Genomic DNA, 24,332 nt, shown 5'->3' with positions numbered 1-24,332 from the left:
CACCAGCTGAAGTTGAGAAAGCATTTAAATGATAAAAACCTCCTACAGGGTGGTATGAAAATAATTGACCACTACAGTATTGGTGTGAATGGTCAATGGCAAATGTGGAATAAAGAAAGAGAACTTATTATTTTTGATGACTCTTACATTCATGAAGCCAAAAATGAAAATAAAAAAATGAGAACTGTTTTAATTTTATCTTTATGGAATCCGCGCTTAAATTCAGAAGAAATTATAGCCCTACAAAATACTTTCAATAAGAGAAAACAGGAAACATTAAAACTACAAAATAAGCTCAAGAACAAAATTGCAATTTTAACTCAATGAGAGCTCTGGAAAATCTATGCTTATCTTCTTTTTGTTGTTCTCACTTAAATCACGCAATATTTGATCATGATATTTTTTCCAAGAGCCAACTCCTTTATTATTAATAGTTTTTCTAACCTGAAGCTCACTAAATGTGTAACTGGGTTTATCATGTCGTTTTAGGTGAAGATACTCATCCTCCCAGCGAAAGCCCAAAAACTTATAAACCTTACTCATAACTTCAGATGGATTTTCAACAAGTTTTTCATAGGACACAACTTTAATATCATCAGGATATCTAGAAACCCATGTCTGCGTAATAGACTTAGTTAAGTAATAGTAATCTACGATATCATCCAAGTTACACGCGTAATTATGTCCATCTGAAAAGTTATGTTTAAACACCGACAAAGCGACATCTAACACATTTCTTTCCATTACAATGATTTTAGCATTGGGGAATATAGCCTTAATAACACTAATATAACCTATATTATGAGGCATTTTGTCAACAAAACATTTTCGTGAAATTTTTGCCTGCGCAAAATAATCGTCTCTATGTTTCTTAACTATTTCTTCATACTGATATTGACTTGACATTCCATTTATCGAATCAATAAAGTGGCTAGAAATAAGAGGTATAGTCTCAATTTCTCCACAGGTCTGTACATCAGGATGCTGACCAAGCAGCTTTTCCAATAAAGTTGTTCCGCTTCGAGGAACACCCACAACAAAAATTGGCAACTGATCATTCGGAATATCGGTGAATCTAGATCTAAAGTTTACAAATTTATAAAAGAAATCTCGCTGTCGATCAGAAGAGTATAGCTTGTTTTTTTCTTTAAGCGATCGATGTTGAAGCTTATTCGACTGAGTCCAACATTCAAAAGCTTCATTTTTCAAATTTAATCTATCCTTCATCTTCCCTAACGAATACAGGCTATTTACTAGATTGAAGTCATTCATTGACTTGTGAGTTACAACAGCCTCTAAGTTATTGATCAATTCGGGCAAATCTTCCTCTTTAGACAAATCGGAAAGAATACTCCAAGCTTCGCTCAGAGATGAATCGATAAGCACAGCCCTACTCGCAGAGATCAAAGACTCTTCATACCTGCCCTCAAGGCGTTGGATTTTAGCCAATAGCAACTCTTTTTTACTTAATAGGAAATCGTTTACAGGATCCTCCTCCCAAAATCCGATGGATTGCTTTGCCAAATCTAAATTTCGAGACATTAAGTAAAGATCTGTTGTGCGTATACAATCTATCGGGTTTTTACCCACCTGACTTAAGTATTGATTATTAAACTTTATCGCAAGATCATAATCTTTCATTTTTGCGGATATAATCGATAAACGCTTTAGATGATTACTAGAAATATTTTTTATATTTAACAAATAATTTAAATCACCAATACATAAATGCCTGACTCCAGACAATGCATTTATTTCGCAACGCAAAACCAAAAGTTCCAAATCCCAAACTTTGATACTTGACATAAACCTATACGCAAGTGAAGTTGCGTTGAGCTTCTTACACAATGAAAGCGCAGGTACATTAATGTCACAGTGCAGTTTTTCATTAGATAATTTTATTAAATATTCCAAAGATTTCTGAATATCGTTTAAGACATAGCAGCATGCAGAACAATTGTATAATGCCTCTTGACATTTAATATCTATACTCAATGCTTTTTCGAAATAACTTAATGCAACCGCATAATTTTTTCTTGATTGAAAAAAATTACCTACCATCAGACAATCATCAACCGAAGTAATTTCTGACGAAAATTTATGCATGTATGACTCTAATTTATTGGTATTAATAGAGCTCAGTTCATTTAAGATTTCTAGTAATTTGCTTTTCATGAAATATTACTGTATTGGGACTGCATCAAAAGGTGTAGTTATTCTGAAACTTGGACCTAAGAATTTATCAGTACCATGCCAAAAATACGACGGAAATAATACTACTGATCCTCTTGTTGGGTTTACATCTAAATCACTGTTATCATTTGGTATCAGGCTTGATGGGGATCGTCCCAAAAACAATGATCCATTTTTATCAAACTCATTGAACTCTGGCACTTCGATATATACAGCGGAACTCAACCATCCATCCGAATGAATGTGGCTCTGGTGATATCCACCCGGAGTTAATTTAATCGACCAAGAGCCAACTATAGAACATTTACCTGTATTTCGACGTAAAAAAGGATGTGTAGAATCTGATGGTAGGCTCAACATGTAATTTTTAAGGATTTCCTCGAGACTCTGTCGTAATTTTTTTATTTCTTTAGAATTTCTATTTAGCAATTTCCCCGGGATTTGCGACCCCCCTCTCACACTTTGATTACTTGGTTCCCGAAGATTTGGATGAATGCTAAGTAAGTATACTTTCAGCTGAGAAAGGTCTTCTGTTGAATATCCAAAATCGAATAAGCTAAATTCTTTCACAAACTTATTATAATCACATAACCAATTGTAGTTACCAGCCTGAGTTTTCTTCCATATAACACTGTAATACGCCAAAGCGAGCTGTGAGTCTGTTTCGGAAACATCGAAATATTTCCTCATTATAGCTTCAGCATCTTCGAGATACTCATTTCTAATTAAATATTCAACATACTTTAATGTTACAGATGGTGAATTTTCCTCAAGAGTTAAAGACTGGTACAGTGATTTTGATAAATTAGCATTACCGATTTTTTCATAATATTCAGCCATCAATATATTGAGATGTTTACTTTGAATCCCCCCAAACGAATCAATAGATTTCCGCACCTCAAGCAGATCATTTTTCTTCAAAAGACACTTCAAATACTCAATAGCAAAATATTCGTCAAACTCTATTTCGTACAAGAATTTCTGGTAGGTAGATCCGTATAAATGGAGTTGATTTGTTTGATAATAAATTTCATTAATACTCTTATGAGCTAACTGATATCTAGGAAAAGAACTAATAATTTGCTCTAGTAATCGCTGAGCTGACTCATAGTCACCAAGTTCATATAGAGATGTGCTTAGATTATATATTGGCTCTGGCTTTGAGCTATCTATCTCTAGACATTTCGAAAACGACTGCTTTGCCTTTTCAAACTCACATAGTTCTAAATAGATTAAACCTAAATTATTGAGATATGCAGCAAGGCTCTTTCCTACTCCGTGCTTTATAGCTTTTTGGTAAGATAATTCGGCTTTTTCCCAATGAGAATCATGTCGATACAAATCTCCACTTACACCGTGAAAACTTGAGTTGGTAGGATGTTGCAATAGAAATTTTTCGACGGATTTTTTGCATTCACTGTATTTTTTTTGCATCACCAATACACTGAGCAAACCCTGTTTAGGCGAAAGATATGAGGGATGTACCTCGAAAGCCTGCTTATAAGCTCTCTCTGCCTGATGAAGTTGATTATTGAACTTATAAAAATTACCCAAGTTATTTAGTAATTCAGGATCTTTCGCACCTAGTTGAACAGCTTTTTCCAAGCACTTTATGGCGTCACCGATTTTACCATCCTGAAAATGGGCAATGCCCAACAAATGATATAGATTTATATCATTTTTATTTTTAGTCATTAAGTTTTGTATTAAAGCTGTCGCCTTTGGAATGTCTTTATTCTGAATTAATTTATAAATTCTGTTGAATAGCTCAGAATAAGTCTCACTCATATAAACCTCTCACCTAAAAAAAGCGTCGATAAAAATCGACGCTTTTTTTTACAAGTAAAAGATAATTTATCTATTACTGGAACCGGTAAACACCACTTAAGAAGAAACGAGGACCTAATAGGTCGTATGTTTCAGGAAAGGTGTTAGCCTGAGACTGAGAGCTACCAAGTCTTGTAGGCTCAGTATCTAACACATTTTTGATACCGAAAGTCGTTGTGAAAGACTCACTAGCCTTGTAAGTGGCACTGAGATCAAGATAGTACTCCTCTTTTACTGTTGGGACAGCCAAATCAGAAGCAGTTGCACCATTGTTAGCTATTCGATCATCCTCAACTTCATCAACATAACGTAGGAAAGCAGCTAAAGTCAGCGGACCAGTGGTCCAAGTTACTGTAGAAGTCCATTTGAATTCCGGCCGAGGCTCTCCACAAGTCACACCAAAGGTACCTTCACATTTATTAGTAGTTGGCCCCCCAGCGACTGGTTCGATTTCAAACTTGTCTAGATAAGTACCTGCAAAGCCAAGACGGAGCGTAGAATCATTACCAAATAGACCGAAACCTAAATCTGTCACGTAATTAACGCTCAGGTCGATACCCGAAGTTTCTATCACACCAATATTGTCATTAGGAGCAGTAACAAAATCGATATTGCCATCGGTACGTCGAGTGATAGCTTGGCACTCGGCAGAGGTAGCATCCTGCAAAATGTTGTAACATAGATTTAGAATGTTAGCTACACCGCCAGCGAAAACACCTACAGAATCTTCAATTTCAATATTGTAGTAATCGATAGTAATATCTAAACCATCGGTAGGTTTGATCACAGCGCCAAAGGTGAAAGATTCAGCTTGTTCTTCCTGAAGATCTGGGTTTCCACCGAAGAGGCCTTCTTCTTGGGTATTGCCAGTTTCGATAATACTAACCTGACCAACAGGAACGCCTGTAGCTTCACAGGTTTCAACAGAGGTCAAATCTGGATCAAAACCGGTTTCTGAACACGGATCATCAGCTGGAGGAAAACCTGAAGCAAATCCAGAGAATAACTCAGACACATTTGGTGCTCGTATTGCCTCTTGGAAACCGGCACGGAAAGTTAATTGTGGGATAGGAGTATAGGTTAGAGAGGTTGCATAGGTCTCTGTCGAACCAATAGTGCTGTAATCTGAAGATCTCAAGGCAGCCCAGAAAGTTAACTCTTCAATACCTGGTTTACCCTCGATGATCGGTACACTTACCTCTGCGAAGATTTCTTCAACTGAAAACGAACCTATGGTTGGCTCACCAGCATTAAAGCCTAACACATCACCCGAAGCCAAAAAGGTATCAGGATTGAAGGAAGAATCTTCAAGCCTATGCTCGTAACCAAATACAAGGCCGACTTCATTCTCAGCCCAAGGAAGAGAGCCTACGTAACCATTTACAGATGCGTTGATAATTTCAGAGTCGATTGTAGTAATATTTGACGCACTAATATTAATGTAATCAATCGCAGCCTGAGATAAAGATCCAGGACCAAAAATATTAACTGGAACACATCCACCTGAGGTATTTTGACATTCTGTGCCATCATCAGTTACCGCAATACCTTGAATAAATCTAGACGCGGATGCATCATTCAGCAGTACGTTGGTATTAGTTAAAGAAGACCGGCTGAAATATGCGTCGTATGACCATTTGTCGTTCAGTTCGCCTCGAGAACCCACTAATAACCGAAATGCATCTCGGTTATCGCGAGAAATCCGAGGACCGTTTTCTTCAAGACGTCGAGCGATGAAGAAAACTGCGTTATCGTCTCCATCAATTACCCCATCACCGTTGGTGTCACTTCGAACACCATCAAGCGCAGCTTGTGTTGCTGAATCGAAGAATGGGCTATCGGGGTTAATTTCTACTGTAGTGCCCGCTGGAGTTGGGGCTAATTGCTGTGGAACTTCGTTTTGAGAAAACGCTAATTCAGAGTACACCTCTACCTTGTCATTAACGTCGTACGTAGCGAAAGTAGAAATTAAGAAACGCTCTTGGGGTAATTGAAGATAATTATCTGGCGCGAAATTAAATAAATCTTCTGGATTTCTGAACGGCAAACCTACACCGTTTTCCCCAAATAATCCTAAAGCAAACTCATCCCCATTACCGGGGATACCATCTGGATCAACCTGCGGGCCATTAGACAAAAAAGTACCTGGCACCCTACTTGAACCACCCGGAACCAAAGCACCATTACGATCTTGAAGAGCTACGCTAGAAAAAGAGCGGTCACCTTGGAATACTTCTGAACGATCTAAGAAAGAAGCATAAAGTACAGCGTTACCACGACCTTCATCGAAGTTACCACCGATTGTTATATCAATGTTGTACTTTTCACCGTCACCATCTTCAGTGATATCATAAAGACCTGAGATTTCTACGCCTTCGAAATCGTCACGTAAGGTGAAGTTCACAACACCCGCAACTGCATCAGAACCATAAACGGCTGAAGCACCACCAGTAGTAATCTCTACCTGCTCAATTAAGGATGCAGGAATGGTGTTCAAGTCGACAACGCCGTTTTGACTTGCAGGAATGTATCGGCGTCCATTAACCAGTACTAGTGTACGGAAGTCGCCCAAACCACGTAAATCGACGGTAGCTGTACCATTACCTGGGTTGTTAGAACTAGGACCAAAAGCAGGAGTTACCGAAGGAAATTCAGAAAGCTTTTGTTCGATATTAAGGTTACCTGACAGTTGGAACGCCTCACGATTCACAATAGTGACCGGAGAAACAGACTCCAAATCTTTTCGAACTAGACGCGACCCTGTAACTGTAACTTCTTCAATCACCTCATCCTGAGCGTAGGCGTTACCACCAGCCAGGAGAGACAGTGATGTCAAAGCGATTGCACCTTTCACGGCAATCGAAAGAGCTTTTCTTTTCATATCTCTTAAATCCCAATGTGTGTTGACTGATTATTTCCAGCTTTGGTGCCTGTGAGCTACATCCAACCCGGAAGGCGTGTGTTGCAACTGACATAAAGTATTCATCTGACACTCGCTTGCCTTCTAAAACGGTTGAATCTTACAGCCCCTCAAAATAAATCGACTTTTCAAGAAATTTATTCGGAACAAAATACTGATCGTAGAGTCTGGGAATTCTTTTTTTTAAAAACGCGAGAAGTAAGCATTAATTAAATAACACTTTGGATGACTATATCTTTATGAATGATACCAACCACTGATGGTGTATCTGCTAGCAGGTGAGAACTGGGCGACGGATGTAACTGAATGAGGCAAGCTGACGTCGAATATGCCAAAGCTATTAAAATCGGGGCTCCATGATTCGATGGGCGTGCCGTTTGGTTGGTAAAATTGCAGTAAACCACCCCAGTCGGGGTGCCATTTTGGTGCTAGATTTAATACATAGGCAATTTTTCGATTTTCGGCGGATACAAGGTCGTTGTGACGTGTTAAAAAGTCGCCTGGGTTGTAGCGTGTGAGCTGCATGGTTATTCTTGTTAACTCGCCGTAGCCACTTACTTCTCTCATTAAAGAGAGCATTTCATCGCTTTCTAACCAGTTCTTTATTTTTTGTACAGATTCTAAAACCTCGCCATTTGGCTCGTATCTTCCGTACCAAAAACCGGTGCCTTGCGCGGCCTGCGCGTAAATTTTTTTGATAAATTCTTGTCGCTGGCTTAAATCTAACTCGGCAAACTTTGTCGGGTTTATCAACTGCGATTGGCCATCAACGAAACACGCTTGGTGATACACAGGTATCGACATTACGGTTTGCTGTATTTGAATTGCGCTTTCTAGCGACAAGAAAGACGAGATGCGTGCGCGGCGATTATTTCGAAAAATTTCAATTGCCGCAGATTTATCAAACGACTGTGGATTTAACGTGTAAGACAAGTTTTTGATCCTTTACAGAGAAAAATATTTTCTATCTCTATATACGAAAAAAGAGGGGTTCGCCCCCTCTTTTTTGTGTGTCATTTTAAAACGATTTAAAGCGATAACTTACGCATTCACTGCTGCAAGCGCGTCGTTTAACGTTTTACTTGGACACATTGCCGCTACGGCTTTTTCTTCGACCGGCATGTAGTAACCGCCGATATCAGCAGGCTTGCCTTGGGTCTCGTCAATTTCAGCAACAATTGCGGCTTCGTTGGCGGTTAAGGTTTCTGCAAGTGATTTAAATTTAGCCGCTAACTCAGCGTCTTCAGTTTGCTCTGACACGGCTTGCGCCCAATACATAGCCAAATAGAAGTGGCTGCCACGGTTGTCTAACTGACCAACTTTACGCAACGGCGACTTGTTGTTTTCAAGCAATTTTTCGGTCGCTGCATCCAAACATTTTGCCAAGATACCGGCTTTTTTGTTGCTGGTTTTAACGGCTAAATCTTCAAAAGAAACAGCTAACGCTAAAAATTCACCTAAAGAATCCCAACGAAGGTGAGCTTCTTTTAGGAACTGTTGAACGTGCTTAGGCGCAGAACCACCGGCACCTGTTTCGAATAAACCACCACCGGCCATTAAAGGCACGATCGAAAGCATTTTCGCACTGGTACCTAACTCTAAAATTGGGAACAAGTCGGTTAGGTAATCACGCAATACGTTTCCGGTAACAGAGATGGTGTCTTGGCCGCGAATTAAGCGCTCCATGGTGTAACGAATCGCTGGAACTGGAGCCAAAATTTGAATATCAAGACCTTCGGTGTCGTACTCTTTTAGATATTCGGTCACTTTCAAGATCAATTGAGCATCATGCGCACGCTCTTTATCTAACCAGAAGATTGCGGGAGTATTCGATAAACGAGCGCGAGTTACGGCAAGTTTAACCCAGTCGCGAATTGGCGCGTCTTTGGTTTGACATGCACGCCAGATATCACCGGCTTTCACTTCGTGTTGCATTAACACATTGCCGTCTAGGTCGATAACCTTAACAACGCCATCAGCTGGCATTTCAAAGGTTTTGTCGTGTGAGCCGTATTCTTCTGCTTTTTGCGCCATCAAACCAACGTTAGGCACGGTACCCATAGTTGCTGGATTAAACGCACCATGAGTTTTACAGAAGTTGATAACTTCTTGGTAAATGGTTGCATAGGTACTTTCTGGCATTACCGCTTTGGTATCGTATTCTTTACCGTCAGGGCCCCACATTTTGCCGCCGTTACGAATCATCGCAGGCATAGAGGCGTCAACGATTACATCTGAAGGTACGTGCAGGTTGGTAATACCACGGTCAGAATCAACCATCGCTAGACGTGGACGCTCTTCGTAACACGCTTGAATATCAGCTTCGATTTCGGCGCGTTGTTCTTCAGGAAGAGACGCGATTTTGTCGTAGACGTTGCCTAAACCGTTGTTTGGATTTACACCTAACGCATCAAAGGTTGCGCCGTGCTTTTCGAAAACTGGCTTAAAGAATACACGCACCGCATGGCCAAATACGATTGGGTGAGAGACTTTCATCATGGTCGCTTTCAAATGCAACGAGAATAGAATGTCGTATTCTTTGGCGTCAGCGATTTCAGCTTCTAAAAACTCACACAATGCTTTTTTGCTCATGCGCATTGAGTCTAGAACTTCGCTCTCTAACAATTTAAGTTCTGATTTAAGAACGGTGATATTACCGTTAGTATCGGTAAACTCAAATTTAACCGAAGTCGCTTTCGGTAGGGTTACCGATTGTTCGGCTGAAAAGAAGTCGCCACCGGTCATGAAAGACGCGTGGGTTTGACTCGATTTTGCCCACTTACCCATGCTGTGTGGGTTTTTCTTAGCGTAGTTTTTAACGGCGACAGGTGCACGACGGTCAGAGTTACCTTCACGCAACACAGGGTTTACCGCTGAACCCAGAATTTTGGAGTAACGATCTTTTATGGCTTTTTCTTCGTCGTTTGCAGGCTCATCTGGGAAATCAGGAATGTCGTAACCCTTTTCCTTTAGCTCAGCAATCGCTGCTTTAAGCTGAGGAATTGAAGCACTAATGTTTGGCAATTTAATGATATTAGTGCCCGGCTCGTTAGTGAGTCGGCCCAACTCAGCCAGTTCATCAGAAATTTTTTGATCGTCGGAGAGTTTTTCTGGGAAGTTGGCGAGAATTCGACCAGCAAGAGAAATGTCGCTTAGGGTAACGTCGATGCCAGCACTGGAAGCAAAAGTTCTGATGATAGGCAATAAAGAATAAGTCGCCAGAGCAGGAGCTTCGTCAGTTTTCGTATAAATAATGGTTGACTCGGATGTTGTCATTTTAAACCTCGATTGTTGCTAGCGAGCGCTACACAGTTAGACAAACGCAGGGAGTCGACGATGAATTGTTGTTTTATTTCTATCCCTGCGCAAAATACCTCGCAAATGAGCTCGCACTCCAGCTCGCTCGTTTGGCGCCTTGGGCACGCACATGCGCACCAACTGGCTGCTTCCGTATTTGGAAACTTTCGATGCCCAATAGGACAGAATGATCTTCCATGTCATTCACCGATTGCACGAAAGCTAACATGAGTTCGTACAATCGTACGGTTGCCGGGACGCGTTACAGAACGCTGAATAACATCCCGAAAACACAAATAACTTACTGATAAATAAGACTTTTCTTGTCTTGACCTAGAACACATAATAGGCCAATTAGAAAATACCGGGCCGAATTATACCTAAATATCCACTACTAAAGTACTTGCCATTAGTAGTAGGCTTTGAATGCTTACTTATCAGCAAACATTAATGGCAACTCCAACCCCACGTCTCGAGCTTTTCAACAAAGCTATTGGCCTTTTCTTCACAATAACTGGTTGAGTTATCGGCCTGCCACAAGACCTTTATCTCGCCGGGCGCTTCGTCGTCTTTGTAATAATTGACACTGCACGGCAAACCGGTAAGAGGATCGAGATACTCAATTTCAACACGACGAGTAAGGTCTCTAAGCTCACATACATAAATCTTGGGCTCTGCTTGCGAGTCAGACTGCGCAAAAATGGGCTTCATCACAAACAGCAACGTGATGCTCAAAATTATGCGCATTGCGCCTTTATGGTTCATAAATGTTCCTACTATTTTATGTTTATCAGTTCGATGCCAGAGGCCTTAGACTTATCAAATTTTAGAAGAATATCCATTCAGACGGGCATTTCTATCGAGCTTACGCCACTATGAACCAGATTTCGTGACAGATAAGCTGCGGTAGACCAGTTTGGTCTCGTCTTAACTCTCAAGCCTTAACCCTAAGAATTTTATGATGATACTGGCACCAGATGTAGTTTTGTTTAAGGTATCAATCAAAATTCAGTGCCAACAGTATTTAGCAGCCTTCGATGCTTCGGGGTGAGTATTTGGCACTTACAATGAATGTTTGAATGGCACTTGTCGTTCACGAAGGGTCGATTCTGGCCAATAAATATTACACCCAAACCTGATAAGTCGTGCGAGTAACTGTAAACTAACCTGACTTAAACATCTAAAAACTAACCACAAATCAGAATATTGCGTTATGAATCTGACTGTAAAAGTATTTATTGGCCTAATTTCCGGCACTTTTTTAGGGTTGACCTTAAACCTTTCGGGCTTTGGTGAAGAGGGATCTTTTGTAACAACCTATTTTTCTGACGGGATTTTTGCACTCGGCGGCAATCTTTTTGTTAATGGCTTAAAAATGCTAGTGGTCCCGCTGGTATTTTTCTCGATTGTGTGTGGTGTGGTTGGTATCGGCGATATCAAATTACTGGGCAGAATTGGTGGTAAGTCATTTATCCTTTACATGGCTACTACTGCCATTGCAATTACGACCGCACTCACTGTGGCAACAATTTTCTCTGTAGGTTCTGGAGTAAATGCCCCTACTACAGACCAAATGTTCAGCAGTAAAGAAGCTCCCTCCATCGTTAGTGTGCTTACCAGCATAATTCCAAGCAACCCAGTCGCAGCCATGGCAAACGGCAACATGCTCGCCATAATTTTCTATTCAATCGTGGTTGGTATTTGCATTCTCTCAATCCAAGAAAAAGTACCTACGGTGCGTAAATTCGTCGACGAGATGAATGAAATCATGATGAAAATGGTAGAAATCGTCATGCATTTTGCACCTTACGCAGTGTTCTGCTTGGTCGCATCAATATTCGCAAAACTAGGCATAACATTATTTATTGAATTGTTACTTTACGTTTCTGTATTGGGTGGCGTGTTAATTTTCCATGGCTTCTTCACACTGCCGTTTACACTCAAATTATTGAGTGGTTTAAATCCTCTTACATTTCTTTCAAAAATTCGCGAAGCCCAGATGTTTGCCTTCTCGACCGCCAGCAGCAGCGCGACCATTCCAGCAACATTACACGCCACAGAAAATAAAATGGGTGTAAATACCTCTGTAGCGTCCTTTACAGTACCGTTTGGAGCCACCATTAACATGGACGGCACGGCGATGATGCAAGGTGTTGCCACCGTATTTATCGCCAATGTTTACGGTATCGATTTAGGTTTCAGTGATTATCTGCTCGTGGTACTGATGTCAGTATTAGCCTCAGTTGGTACAGCAGGCGTGCCAGGAGTCGGTTTGGTGATGCTGACCATGGTATTTAGCCAAGTAAATCTGCCAACCGAAGGAATTGCACTCATCATTGGTGTTGACCGACTCATGGATATGATCCGAACCGCGGTTAATATCACTGGTGACGCAGCGGTGACCTGTGTGGTCGCCAAAAGCGAGAACAAACTCGATATCGATCAATATAACAATCCACACGCTGGCGCTCTCGAAGACAACGAACAACACGCTAGCTCACCGACTGCATAAGGCCATAGGGTATGAATGATATTATTAACACGCTAAACGGATTCGTCTGGAGCCCAATTCTGGTGTATCTATGTTTAGGCGCAGGGCTTTTTTATTCGATCCTGACTCGATTTGTTCAGGTTCGAATGTTCCGCGAAATGTGGGTTTTGTTGTTTTCCAACAAAAAAGACGATAAAGGTATTTCATCTTTCCAAGCTTTAGCAGTGTCACTGTCTGGCCGTGTTGGTACCGGAAATATCTCAGGCGTTGCAGCAGCCATTGGTTTTGGTGGTCCAGGTGCCGTATTTTGGATGTGGGTTGTGGCTTTTTTGGGAGCTGCAACCGCATACGTTGAATCGACTTTGGCGCAAATTTATAAGGAAGAAAAAGACGGCCTCTATCGCGGCGGCCCTGCTTTTTACTTTGAGAAGGCGCTTGGCCAAAAATGGTACGGAATTCTTTTTGCCATTGCGATGATCATTTCTTGCGGGCTCTGTCTTCCCGGTGTTCAATCCAACAGTATTGGTAACGCGGTTGAAACGGCTTTTGGTGCGGGAACCATGATCGACACCACCATCGGCACCTTCAGCTCTACCAAAATCCTGTGTGGCACTCTTGTGATCATAGCTCTGGGATTTATCATTTTCGGTGGTGTAAAACGTATCGCGGCGTTTGCGCAGGTAATTGTTCCATTTATGGCTCTAGCATACATTATCGTGGCCTGTGTGATTATTGCCCTGAACATTACCGAATTACCCGGCGTCATCACCAATATCGTCGGTGATGCATTCACCCCCATGGCCGGTCTTGGCGCTGCCATTGGTTGGGGCGTAAAACGCGGCGTCTACTCCAACGAAGCCGGCCAAGGTACAGGCCCTCATCATGCGGCGGCAGCGGAGGTTGATCATCCAGCCCAGCAAGGTATCGTGCAGGCATTCAGCGTTTACGTAGATACGTTATTTGTCTGTTCGGCAACGGCATTCATGATTCTAATTACCGGCTCCTACAATGTGCACGGTGATGGCGATGTGTTCTTAATTCAAAACCTTGCCGCAAACATTGATCCAAACAGTCCAGCATTTACTCAAGCAGCCTTGGATAGCGCCCTGCCCGGCGTTGGCTCTACCTTCGTAGCGCTAGCTTTATTGTTTTTCGCATTCACTACTATTTTGGCGTATTACTACATCGCCGAAACCAACGTGGCCTACTTAAACCGTTTCCTAAATATGCCTTCACTGAGCATGGTATTAAAATTCGCACTGATGGCTGCGACATTTTACGGTGCCGTAAAAGCAGCAGGCGTGGTTTGGGCACTGGGTGATCTTGGTTTGGGAATGACCGTCTGGCTGAACGTTGTCGGTATTTTAATTATTTTCCTAGTCTCAAAACCTGCGATTGTCGCGCTCAAGGATTATGAAATTCAGCGTAAAGCGGGCGTTGAAAACTACACATTTGATCCTGAAAAACTGGGTATTAAGCACGCTGATTTTTGGGAAAAGCGCTTGCGCCGCGAAATATCTAAAGCGGCTCCGAGCACCGATAAAAGCCCCGAAAAATCCGAAGAGCAGACCGTATAAATCGCGTTTAATTACAACTACTTTCAACCCCGGTTCTACCGGGGTTTTTATTTCTGCATCAGAATAATTTCTGTAAATGCCAAAATCCTGTTGATTAAATAAGGACAACTAAGCAATGCAAAAGAATCGTCTCGGTAAAAGCAGTCTGGTAGTACCGGATATCTGTATGGGCACCATGACTTTTGGAAGTCAAGCTGATGAAGCCATGTCCATGCGCATTATGGATGCCTCTCTTGAAGCCGGAATTAATTTTTTTGATACCGCGGAAATGTATCCCGTACCGCCGGACATCAAATGGGTGGGCAAAACCGAAGAGTTTGTTGGCAAATGGTTAGCCACCAAACCTCGCGATCATATTATCATCGCGACCAAAGTTGCTGGTCCCGGTCACACCTGGTTTGTACCGCCATTGCGTGGTGGCAACACGGCCTTGGATAAAAACCACATTGTCGCTGCGGTAGAAGGCTCGCTGAAAAAACTCAAAACCGATTACATCGACCTTTATCAAACCCATTGGCCAGATCCAGACTATCCCGTCGAAGAAACCTTAAGAGCGCTCGACGATTTAATTCGTGACGGTAAAGTTCGCGCCATTGGTTGCAGTAACGAAAATGCTTGGGGCTTAATGAAAAGCCTTTGGCAATCCGATGTAAATGGATTAGCTCGGTTCGACACCATTCAGAATAATTTCAGTCTGAATAATCGCCGTTTTGAAGATGAACTTGCCAACATCTGTCGCCGTGAAAACGTCAGCTTAATTCCCTATTCTCCACTAGCGGGCGGCGTTTTAAGTGGTAAATACAATGATGGCTTTCCAGAGGGCGCTCGTTTCACCGACTACCAAAATGCCGGTCCTCGTCAGCAGATTATGGCAAAACGTTTTGTAAACGACGCCACCATCGCATCCACCAAACGCTTTATGGAAATCGCCCGCGACATTGGTATCTCACCCATTACGCTTGCGACCGCATGGAGCAAACAACACGACTTTGTCGCTTCAACCATTGTTGGCGCCAGCCATGTTGACCAGCTGGATGAAATCTTTGCCGCGATCGATCTAACACTTAACGAAGAAACACTTAAAGCCATCGACGCGGTAAGTGCAGAATTTCCCTACCCAATGGGTTAAATATCCAACGGAATAATCACCCATAAAAAAACCCGCATTAAGCGGGTTTTTTTATTCAAGTTTTTGGTCTTAACAGCAGCTCGAACCTTCATCACCACCAACAATCATTAAGCTGTCGAATGGTGCTGAACCACCGCAGCCTGGGAAGATACCGAAGTGATTTGAGAAATTACCAATAAATTCAAAGTCACTGGCAAAACGAGAGTCTGCCAACATCATCCAAGTATTACCACACACAGGGAACACACGACCAGCTTCAATCACGTGGTGTTCGTCGAGAACAAAATACTGCGGCATTTCTGGAATAGTGCCTTTGTAAATTACCGCTTGGCCGTAATCTTCACACTCGGGCTCCAGTTTTGGCAGTTTAAACAAACGATAGGTAGCAGACATGAAGTTAATCGAGCCGACCTTGGCCTTCAATTCCGAGTCGGTAACTTCAAGAGTACGTTTTTCCACCAAACGAGGATCAAAGAAACCTTGGCGCTTAGCAATGGCTAGGAAGTCATTCCAGTAAAGCGCGCCACCCAAACATTCACCTAACAATACAGGATCTTGGGCAACCGCAGCCGGTACGCGACGATCTGCGTACACGTCGGAGAAATAAATTTCACCACCTTCTTTTAAAAGGTTGTAAGCGCCAGCAATAACCGCATCTTTATCGGGAGATAGGTTAATAACGCAGTTAGAAACAACCACGTCAAAGCTGTTTGGCTCTAGGCCTAATTCGTCTAGGCGCTCAATATAGCCTTCAACAAAACGGACATTGTCGTAGCCAAACTTATCAACATGATATGCTTGATGACGGCGCGCAACTTCAAGCTGCTCTGGAGTCATATCAACGCCAACCACTTCGCCTTCAGGCCCAACTAATTGCGCCAACGCATAAACATCGCGACCAGAACCACTGCCTAAATCCAGAACGCGAGCACCGCGTAGGTTGGTTGGGCAAACCAACCCGCAGCCGTAATAACGGGAAAGCACTTCATCGTGAATGTTAGATAACAGTGGCTTCAACCAATCTGGAACGGCGGATGCGTCACAACAAGCATCGGTTTTAAGATCATTAGAGCTTTGCAGCTGTTTTCCATAATAATCTTTTACCACATCATGGCTTTCCATACATTTTTACCCTAAAAACAATAGTTAAAAGTCAAATTCAGTTACATCAATTCATTATTGATCGAGTTCGGCTAACCACTCAGGTGGCAGCCATTGCAGATCTTGTTGCTCATCAATATCGTGCATTGTCGGCAATTTTGTATAAGACCATCGCAGCGCTTCAAATCGCTGCTCGGTTGTAGAACAAACCACCTCAGTGCTCCATTCAATATCGGTGAAGATAGAGCGATGCAGCCGCTTTAATCCCAAAGCGACATAGCCACCATCGCTGGCCGGGATTAAACAGGCATCAACCGTATCAAGTTCAGCGGCACACATGCGAAGCACTTCTGCTGTTAAACTCGGGCAATCGGTTCCCATCAAAATAATTGGTGAGTTCAACTCGATGGTTTGCTCAGACTCAAGACTTTGCAAGGCCGAAAACTTCACGGTATCGTCGTTGGAGTGCATCGTCAAACACGCTTGAATTAAGCGATTTCCTAAGTCACCGTCGGCTTGAGGAAATACTCGTAAACTTTCTGGTATACAAACATCCGGCCATTGTGACAAAGGAAAAGGTGATGCAAACAAATAAGCATCGCCCAATTCAGCAGAAACAGCCTGAGCGGTGGCATGTTCCAACAGACGTTTGGCAATTTTTGCCGAGCCCTGTTCACCCAAAGCAGGAATTAATCGAGTCTTGGCAAAACCGGCGACCGGAGCCTTTGCAATCAATGCAATTCTTGCGTTCATTTACGACTGCTTTTCTAAATGGAGGCATTATTAACCTCGCTGAAAGAATAATCCAATCACGGTGATTGAACCAATGACACTGACCCAAAAAATGCCTCAGTTTGGGTCGATTGGACTGTAAATTTGTAAAAAAATTGTCTGCGAATTTAGCTATTAAGCTGATAAATTCATTCATCACTCAATAGCCTTTATCGATACCGCCGAGCGAGATCTTCGGGGTTAGCTCCGCGCCAATAGGCCCAACGTAATTGCCACATCAAAACAATGGTGCGCACAACGCCGCGTTGCTCCCAACGACGGCCCGAGGTAGCTATTTTGGCCGTCAAACACTCCGGTTTACCAAGCTTTAATAAGCGTCGGCAGAGCTCAACATCTTCCATCAAGGGTTGCTGTGCGTAACCACCCAAGCTTTCAAACACCGTACGACGCACAAAAATGGCCTGATCACCAGTTGCAATGCCCGTAAGCCGAGATCGCCAATTCATCATTCGGGCCACAACCTTTAACAGGGGATGACGCCCAACAATAAAGGCATCGAACCGCCCCCAAACCGCATTAGGTTTGGCAAGAGCTTGCACGATAAGAGCATCGGCATTATCGGGCAAACGAGTATCGGCGTGCAAAAATAACAGAATATCGCCGGTTGCATGCCTAGCACCTTGATTCATCTGCAAGGCTCGCGAGCGTTCTGAGCGAATCACGGTAAAGCCTTGAGCTTGAATCAAATCGAAACTGTCATCGGTGCTTTGTCCGTCAACCAGAATGACCTCATAACCTTTATCTTGGTAGGGCTTAAGATGGCTCAGCAATTCAGGCACATTTGCCGATTCGTTATAAACCGGGACAACAATAGAAAGCTCGGGTGACATTCAGGTAAGGCTACAGTTTGTTCGAAAAAGAGTTGGCGCGAATGTTTGATTATAAAAGAAATAATCGTCAATCAATAATAAGTTAACCCAGACAGGTAGTTTTCCTATTTTTAACCACGCGTGAAAAAACACCAAGCCACAAGCAAACCAATACGAGATATAAAAAAACCACCCGAAGGTGGTTCTTTTACGACAGGAAATAACGTCGAATTAACCTAGACGCCAATTGTGGTATTTCTCAACCAACTCTAAGAGTTTCTTAGGTTGATTCGCACGCTTCCACTCACCGGCAGCGTATTTGTTCGATTCAGACCACGTCGGATAGGTATGAATGGTACCCAAGATTTTGTTCAAGCCAAGTTTCCACTTCATGGCGGTCACAAACTCGGCAAGTAATTCACCGGCGTGTTCACCAACTATGGTTACGCCCAAGATTTTATCCTTGCCCGGAACAGTCAGAACTTTCACAAAACCGTGCGCTTCGCTTTCTGCAATGGCGCGATCAAGATCATCAATACCGTACCGTGTTACTTGGTAAGCAATACCCTGCTCTTTTGCATCTTGCTCACTCAAACCCACACGTGCAACTTCTGGATCGGTAAAGGTCGTCCAGGGAATCACACTGTAATCGGCTTTGAATTTTTTAAACTGACCAAACAAACCGTTAACTGCGGCATACCAAGCTTGGTGAGCAGCGGTGTGGGTAAACTGATAAGGACCCGCAACGTCACCGGCAGCATATATATTAGGGTAAACCGTTTGTAGATATTCGTTGGTAGATACGGTGCGATTGGTATTTACACCTAATTCTTCCAAGCCGTAACCGCTCAAACGTGGCATACGACCCAATGCACAGATGATTTCATCAAATTCGATGCGTTTGGTTTCGCCATTGGCTTCAACAATCAAGTATTTCTTCTTGGTTTCGCCTTCGGTAACCAGCTCAGCGCCCACCGCTTTGTGATCGGTAAGCAGATTTACACCGTCAGACAACAGCGATTTAGTCACCAATTCGGCAACATCTTCGTCTTCTTTCAGCAAAATACGTGGCGCCATCTCGATTTGCGTTACGTTTGCACCCAAACGAGCAAAGGCTTGCGTTAATTCACAACCGATTGGACCACCGCCTAAAACGATAAGCTTCTCCGGTGGCGTATCACGATCGGATAAAACTTCCCAAAGCGTATCACTGGTTAGGTAGCCGGTTTCTTCTAAGCCCGGAATACGTGGCACCAAGGGAGCGGCACCTGCGGCAATAACAATGGAGCGCGCAGTTAAACGTGATTTTTTGCCTTCTTTATCGGTGATTTCTACGGTCCACGGATCAACCAACTTACCGTGACCCAGTTTTACGTCAACACCAAGACTTTCGTAACGCTCAACGCTGTCGTGGGGTTCAATGTCTTTAACAACCTGTTGCACACGCGCCATGATTTTACGGAACGAGAACTTAGGCTCTACGGCCTCTAGCCCGTAGTTTTCGGCGTTACGCATTTGTTTAGCAACACGCGCCGATTTGATTAACGCCTTACTCGGTACACAACCGTAGTTTAAGCAGTCGCCACCCATCTTGTGATTTTCAATTAAGGTCACTTTGGCTTTTACAGCCGCGGCAATATAAGAAGACACCAGACCCGCAGCACCAGCACCAATGACGATCATGTTACGATCGAATTTTTTAGGCTGGCTCCACTTTTTATAAACCTTTGCAGCGTTTACTTTCGAGACAATCGCTTTGGCAATTAACGGGAAGATTCCAAGTAAAAAGAAGGAAATAAATAATTCAGTAGAAAGGATATCGCCAGCCGACTCGATTTGCGCCAATTGAGTGCCTGCGTTTACGTATATCGCAGTACCAGCCAACATTCCTATTTGGCTAACCCAATAGTAGGTAATGGTTTTGATCGGCGTCAGACCCATCAACAAATTGACAAGGAAAAAGGGAAATGCAGGAACAAGTCTTAACGTAAGTAGATAAAACGCCCCATCACGCTCGATACCTTTATTTATTGATGACAGACGATCCCCAAACTTACTTTGTATGGATTCACCAAGAACATAACGAGACGCTAAGAAAGCGAGCGTTGCGCCAAGTGATGATGCAAAAGACGCAATTAAAACACCCCACCAAAATCCAAAAAGCGCTCCAGCAGCTAGGGTCAAAAGAGCCGCACCAGGGACTGAAAGTGCAGTTGTTATAACATAGACTGTGAAGAAAATGATTGCAAAAGTTAGAGCTGATTCTGCACGCCAAGCCTGCAAGGTATCTACATTGTTTTTAATACCTTCAACAGATAAGTACTGTGTTCCATCAAACGCGAAGAACAACCCCACCAAAATCGCGATCGCAATCACGATAATAATTTTTTTCATGTCACTACCTTCTTTGCCAAAACGGCTTATAAAACAAATTTTGTTCTTTTATAAAAGCATTACGCATGCTCAATAAAGCATTGGGATCAAAACAATCTCAATTGCTGGCACACTAGCATGAAATTTTTACAGGTTTTGCCAGCAACCCGAGCAAAGTATTTAATAAAGAAAAATACGAATAAGATAAAAGAATAAAAATTCAATTAACTCAGTGATCCACCACAACTCGAACCCGAACCCGCAATACAGCCATAGCAGTGATCCGCTACTTTAATCGCGCAACCTTGCAAATTATTTTCAAGCAGATCTTTAAGCTGTGCGCGAGCGCCGTTGGAATCAATAACAACCGGCATTTCTAACTGTTGGTTAAAATCGCAATCGTACAAATTACCTAGCCAATCAACGCTGACCAGACTCTTGCACATCACATGATCAAGATTCCCAAAGTTAGCATTAGTTTTTAACAAATTCATATAATCTGCGAACTTGCCTTTGGAAATGAGCGTAGAACCAAAACGCTTAATCGGCATATTGGCCAAGGCAAACAATTGATTGAAGTGAATGCCGAAATTATCAAACAGGTGCTTTTTATATTCTTGTTCGAGAGCTTCTTGATTGGGCGGTAGTGTCGCACCCAAAGGGTTGTAGACTAAATTCAAGGAAAGCTCAGAATCTGGTAAGCCATAACCCAATTTATTCAACATCTGTAAACCGAGAATACTGCGATCAAAAACACCATCGCCGCGCTGGCTATCAACATTATCTTGGGAATAACACGGTAATGAAGCAACTATATCAACCTTATGTTCGGCTAAAAACTCCGCAGTACCTTCGTATCCGGGTTCCGTTAGGATTGTCAGATTGCATCGATCAATCACACGTACACCCATCGCTCGTACTTTCGCCACAAGCTCTCTAAATTGCTGGTGCATTTCTGGCGCACCACCGGTGAGATCGAGAGTATTAATGCCGCGAGCTTTAATCACTTCAGGAATCAGTTGAATCAGCTCTTCAGACATCATTTCTTTGCGATCTGGGCTTGCATTCACATGGCAGTGTAAGCATCGCTGATTACACAAATAGCCGATGTTGACTTGAAGCGTGGTCAATTCAGCGCGGTTAATCTCGGGAAAGTCCGTAACTTCTAACAACGGCAAGGTAGCGTGCATAATGCCCTCAGGTTCTTTATATGCGGAATTTATTGGCTTAACAAAACTTAATCGGTCGAATATGACAGACACCTTGCGAACTAATTCCATTGGTACTGAGCGAAAAAGCTCAATCGTCGGACACGATTTACGGAACTGGCTGTGGATACAAGGGCTTTCGAGAAAGTTAATAGCAGAAGTTAAAAAAAATTTAAGATTTGTACAAGCTAGTATTATTTCTCAACCGTACAACTAGCTTTAGCTCAAGCAGAACGCTTAGACGGAATTTAACAAACATAAAAACAATCTGCGATTAATCTTGATGGTATCTAGAAGTACACAAGCATGCCTATTTTGCCAATCTTTAATTAAAAAACTCTTCACTAAATTAAGCATTAACGGTGCTTACGAATTTAACCACAAAAATAGATTTATTTCCGCTGATGAGGTTTCAGATCTCAAAGAAGAAGCGTATACGCCTAGCAAAATATAAACATTAAATATCGCAAAAATTACCAAAGAAAAGGGTTTTGTCACGGATAAAACCCATAAAATAAGCTCCGTTGAATTCTCACTTTTCGTTAAAATTTTGTGGCTCGAAAAGTAACTATAGCGGTGAAGCTAGTAAATGAGAATTATTGTTAAATAAAAAAGACGATATGTCGATTATGCCCAGCACAAATACAGCAACTTAGCCCACCGATAGCAACCGCTTCAATCTGCAATTAGTATGTCTAGAAGACAAATTTTTCATCAAAGATAATGAACCATACAGACGTAACAATACCCAATGGTTTAATTTAATAATCACACTCAGTTTAGGAGTGTTTTCGGAGAACTCATGCCAACAACATTGCCACAGGCTGCTATCGGTATTTTAGGTGGAAGCGGACTTTACCAAATGGACGCATTGGAGAATGTCACTGAACATTTTGTGGATACGCCATTTGGCAAACCATCAGATGCGTTGATTTGCGGAACAATTAATTCTGTTCCCGTTGTGTTTATCGCTCGCCATGGCCGAGGTCATCGTTTACTGCCTACAGAAGTCCCTTATAGAGCCAACATTTTCGCGCTAAAACAATGTGGTGTGAAATACCTTATTTCCTTATCCGCTGTAGGGTCGTTACAAGAGCAACTTGCACCCAAACACATGGTTATTCCAGATCAGTACATCGATTTTACCAAAAAGCGTGACAGCAGCTTTTTTGGATCGGGCGCTGTTGCACACGTACCAATGGCACAACCGGTATGCCCTAATTTAGCGGATGTTTTAGCTCAATCGGTTGAAAGCCTGGAAGAAGAAAGTCAGGTAACCCTGCACAGAGGTGGAACCTACGTTGCCATAGAGGGGCCGCAATTTTCGACCCTGGCAGAATCTTTGTGGTATCGATCTATGGGTGCGAGCATTTTAGGCATGACTAATATGCCAGAAGCAAAACTGGCTATGGAAGCGCAAATGGCTTACGCGTCTTTAGCGATGGTTACCGATTACGATTGTTGGCACCCGCACGAAGAACAAGTTTCTGCCGATATGGCAATCCGCAACCTAATGGAAAACGCCGCCAAAGCGCAGAAAATTGTTATTGATTTAGTAAAGCGAATTGATCAACAAAAACCGGTATCCAATGCGCACTCCATTTTGAGCACATCTTTAGTTACACCATTGGATGCCATGGACGAAGGCACAAAAGCCATTGTTGATATTTTAAGAAAATAACGACTATTAATTAATAGGAAACTCTGATTAACCTAGAGTTTCTCGCGACACAAGGATGTGTCGCCAATTTCAAGAACTGTAAGTGATTGAAATTGTGAAGAAATTGGAAATCACATTTTCAATTTCTTCCCTCTGATTAAATCAAGGATGAGTTAATCAGAGGTTCCAATAGATTAATTAACGGGAATTGTTCAACACAAGGATGTGTCATCGATACTAAGAACAGCAAGTGATCAAAATAGTGACAACATTGGAAATCGTGTTTTCCAGTTCGGCGCTCTGATTAAATCACGGCGGAGATAATCAGAGGCTGTTAAAAATCAACCAGCAAATAAATTCGTTTTTATACAAATCAAAACAACGTATTTAAAAAGTAAACGTATTTAAACAATATTTGAAAAAAAAACAGCTCAAGTAAACACATTTTAAAAAATACAATCCAAAGCAATACTTTTTAAAACGCTACAATTTAAATGCTGGCCAATCTACAAAACGACACCAACATGTTAATGATTACGGACGATCTGGATAATCACCCTCAAAACAAATAATATAGTTTAAATCATCGTATGGCTCTGAGGTTTCCGCCCCGAGCAAGGGCGCGATATTTGGCAAAGCAAAAGTTTGATGACCATCGCCACCATAACGATTACCAACTATCGAGTACAACACTTGGTATTCATAAATATTTAGCTGCTGCCCTTTACACGCCAGCCAATTACGCGGCGCAAATGTACCCGCAAAACACTTAATCTCTCCCACATAACCTTGCATAAATACATCCTCTATAGGTAATTTTTAATCGAGCTTATGATTCACTGATTCTTGATTTAATTAAAAGCAACTGAATATATTTCACTTGGTTTCGGATAATAAGTGCAATTTTCTTGAAAAGAGGCCAGCTGGTATAGTCGGCCATTTTTCTCGCCAAAGG

Annotated in this window: 17 protein-coding genes; 5 read left to right on the top strand and 12 right to left on the bottom strand. The window is 42.3% G+C overall.

The genetic code is table 11. From position 1 onward, the window contains the following. The coding region (locus ACYQ28_RS18465) for an aspartyl/asparaginyl beta-hydroxylase domain-containing protein (RefSeq protein ID WP_460052727.1) at positions 1-327 on the top strand (327 nt) is incomplete at its 5' end. Here the strand turns inward: ACYQ28_RS18465 and ACYQ28_RS18460 are convergent. The 6 genes from ACYQ28_RS18460 to ACYQ28_RS18435 all read right to left on the bottom strand — a co-directional run bounded on the left by ACYQ28_RS18460 (position 316) and on the right by ACYQ28_RS18435 (position 11,002). Beyond that, entirely contained in the window at positions 316-2,106 is a 1,791-nt protein-coding gene (locus ACYQ28_RS18460; RefSeq protein WP_460052730.1) for a sulfotransferase, read from the bottom strand. The two genes, ACYQ28_RS18465 and ACYQ28_RS18460, sit on opposite strands and share 12 nt — an antisense overlap. Positions 2,107-2,181: 75 nt before the next feature. Beyond that, a complete protein-coding gene (locus ACYQ28_RS18455) occupies positions 2,182-3,981 on the bottom strand; it encodes a 2OG-Fe(II) oxygenase family protein (protein WP_460052732.1) in 1,800 nt (599 codons plus the stop codon). Positions 3,982-4,054: 73 nt separating this feature from the next. Next, positions 4,055-6,901 (bottom strand): TonB-dependent receptor plug domain-containing protein, encoded by a 2,847-nt coding sequence (locus ACYQ28_RS18450; RefSeq protein WP_460052735.1) that lies wholly within the window; start codon positions 6,899-6,901, stop codon positions 4,055-4,057. A gap of 276 nt (positions 6,902-7,177) precedes the next feature. Then, a complete protein-coding gene (locus ACYQ28_RS18445) occupies positions 7,178-7,873 on the bottom strand; it encodes a 2OG-Fe(II) oxygenase family protein (RefSeq protein WP_460052738.1) in 696 nt (231 codons plus the stop codon). A gap of 108 nt (positions 7,874-7,981) precedes the next feature. Continuing rightward, complete coding sequence (locus ACYQ28_RS18440; protein ID WP_460052740.1) at positions 7,982-10,216, bottom strand: NADP-dependent isocitrate dehydrogenase; 2,235 nt, start codon at positions 10,214-10,216, stop codon at positions 7,982-7,984. A gap of 468 nt (positions 10,217-10,684) precedes the next feature. After that, on the bottom strand, positions 10,685-11,002 hold the full coding sequence (locus ACYQ28_RS18435; RefSeq protein ID WP_460052743.1) for a hypothetical protein: 318 nt from the start codon (positions 11,000-11,002) through the stop codon (positions 10,685-10,687). A gap of 448 nt (positions 11,003-11,450) precedes the next feature. On the opposite strand from ACYQ28_RS18435, the gene ACYQ28_RS18430 reads away from it, so the two are divergent. The 3 genes from ACYQ28_RS18430 to ACYQ28_RS18420 all read left to right on the top strand — a co-directional run bounded on the left by ACYQ28_RS18430 (position 11,451) and on the right by ACYQ28_RS18420 (position 15,434). Then, on the top strand, positions 11,451-12,749 hold the full coding sequence (locus tag ACYQ28_RS18430) for a dicarboxylate/amino acid:cation symporter (RefSeq protein WP_460052745.1): 1,299 nt from the start codon (positions 11,451-11,453) through the stop codon (positions 12,747-12,749). A gap of 11 nt (positions 12,750-12,760) precedes the next feature. Then, entirely contained in the window at positions 12,761-14,305 is a 1,545-nt protein-coding gene (locus ACYQ28_RS18425; protein WP_460052748.1) for an alanine/glycine:cation symporter family protein, read from the top strand. A gap of 115 nt (positions 14,306-14,420) precedes the next feature. Beyond that, positions 14,421-15,434: an aldo/keto reductase gene (locus ACYQ28_RS18420; RefSeq protein ID WP_460052751.1), complete on the top strand. Its 1,014-nt coding sequence runs from the start codon at positions 14,421-14,423 to the stop codon at positions 15,432-15,434. A 69-nt stretch (positions 15,435-15,503) separates the two neighbouring features. On the opposite strand, the gene ACYQ28_RS18415 is transcribed toward ACYQ28_RS18420, so the two are convergent. The 5 genes from ACYQ28_RS18415 to arsS form a co-directional block, all read right to left on the bottom strand. Beyond that, positions 15,504-16,556 carry a methyltransferase domain-containing protein gene (locus ACYQ28_RS18415; protein ID WP_460164738.1) on the bottom strand — a complete coding sequence of 351 codons (1,053 nt, stop codon included), beginning with the start codon at positions 16,554-16,556 and terminating at the stop codon, positions 15,504-15,506. 54 nt (positions 16,557-16,610) lie between these two features. Next, positions 16,611-17,288: a TIGR04282 family arsenosugar biosynthesis glycosyltransferase gene (locus ACYQ28_RS18410; protein ID WP_460052807.1), complete on the bottom strand. Its 678-nt coding sequence runs from the start codon at positions 17,286-17,288 to the stop codon at positions 16,611-16,613. Between the two features lie 188 nt (positions 17,289-17,476). Then, on the bottom strand, positions 17,477-18,157 hold the full coding sequence (locus tag ACYQ28_RS18405; protein ID WP_460052809.1) for a TIGR04283 family arsenosugar biosynthesis glycosyltransferase: 681 nt from the start codon (positions 18,155-18,157) through the stop codon (positions 17,477-17,479). Positions 18,158-18,367: 210 nt separating this feature from the next. Next, positions 18,368-20,530, bottom strand: a complete 2,163-nt coding sequence (locus tag ACYQ28_RS18400) for an FAD-dependent oxidoreductase (RefSeq protein ID WP_460052812.1) — start codon at positions 20,528-20,530, stop codon at positions 18,368-18,370. Between the two features lie 203 nt (positions 20,531-20,733). Continuing rightward, on the bottom strand, positions 20,734-21,771 hold the full coding sequence (gene arsS, locus ACYQ28_RS18395) for an arsenosugar biosynthesis radical SAM (seleno)protein ArsS (protein WP_460052814.1): 1,038 nt from the start codon (positions 21,769-21,771) through the stop codon (positions 20,734-20,736). 748 nt (positions 21,772-22,519) lie between these two features. Between arsS and mtnP the strand changes: the two genes are divergently transcribed. Beyond that, positions 22,520-23,398 carry an S-methyl-5'-thioadenosine phosphorylase gene (gene mtnP / locus ACYQ28_RS18390; protein WP_460052816.1) on the top strand — a complete coding sequence of 293 codons (879 nt, stop codon included), beginning with the start codon at positions 22,520-22,522 and terminating at the stop codon, positions 23,396-23,398. Positions 23,399-23,911: 513 nt separating this feature from the next. Here mtnP and ACYQ28_RS18385 read toward each other — a convergent pair. Then, positions 23,912-24,172, bottom strand: coding sequence for a phage tail protein (locus ACYQ28_RS18385; protein ID WP_460052834.1), 261 nt, complete (start codon positions 24,170-24,172; stop codon positions 23,912-23,914). Positions 24,173-24,332: the final 160 nt, after the last annotated feature.

This window comes from Sessilibacter sp. MAH1 (assembly GCF_054658315.1).
This window is presented reverse-complemented; position numbering and strand designations above follow the sequence as displayed.

Bases quoted from the DNA above. Each gene is read 5' to 3' on its own strand.
- ACYQ28_RS18430 (WP_460052745.1), top strand. From the start codon at position 11,451: ATGAATCTGACTGTAAAAGTATTTATTGGCCTAATTTCCGGCACTTTT.
- ACYQ28_RS18455 (WP_460052732.1), bottom strand. From the start codon at position 3,981: ATGAGTGAGACTTATTCTGAGCTATTCAACAGAATTTATAAATTAATT.
- ACYQ28_RS18420 (WP_460052751.1), top strand. From the start codon at position 14,421: ATGCAAAAGAATCGTCTCGGTAAAAGCAGTCTGGTAGTACCGGATATC.
- ACYQ28_RS18410 (WP_460052807.1), bottom strand. From the start codon at position 17,288: ATGAACGCAAGAATTGCATTGATTGCAAAGGCTCCGGTCGCCGGTTTT.
- ACYQ28_RS18415 (WP_460164738.1), bottom strand. From the start codon at position 16,556: ATGGAAAGCCATGATGTGGTAAAAGATTATTATGGAAAACAGCTGCAA.
- ACYQ28_RS18385 (WP_460052834.1), bottom strand. From the start codon at position 24,172: ATGCAAGGTTATGTGGGAGAGATTAAGTGTTTTGCGGGTACATTTGCG.
- ACYQ28_RS18440 (WP_460052740.1), bottom strand. From the start codon at position 10,216: ATGACAACATCCGAGTCAACCATTATTTATACGAAAACTGACGAAGCT.
- ACYQ28_RS18425 (WP_460052748.1), top strand. From the start codon at position 12,761: ATGAATGATATTATTAACACGCTAAACGGATTCGTCTGGAGCCCAATT.
- mtnP (WP_460052816.1), top strand. From the start codon at position 22,520: ATGCCAACAACATTGCCACAGGCTGCTATCGGTATTTTAGGTGGAAGC.
- ACYQ28_RS18400 (WP_460052812.1), bottom strand. From the start codon at position 20,530: ATGAAAAAAATTATTATCGTGATTGCGATCGCGATTTTGGTGGGGTTG.
- ACYQ28_RS18435 (WP_460052743.1), bottom strand. From the start codon at position 11,002: ATGAACCATAAAGGCGCAATGCGCATAATTTTGAGCATCACGTTGCTG.
- ACYQ28_RS18460 (WP_460052730.1), bottom strand. From the start codon at position 2,106: ATGCATAAATTTTCGTCAGAAATTACTTCGGTTGATGATTGTCTGATG.
- ACYQ28_RS18405 (WP_460052809.1), bottom strand. From the start codon at position 18,157: ATGTCACCCGAGCTTTCTATTGTTGTCCCGGTTTATAACGAATCGGCA.
- ACYQ28_RS18450 (WP_460052735.1), bottom strand. From the start codon at position 6,901: ATGAAAAGAAAAGCTCTTTCGATTGCCGTGAAAGGTGCAATCGCTTTG.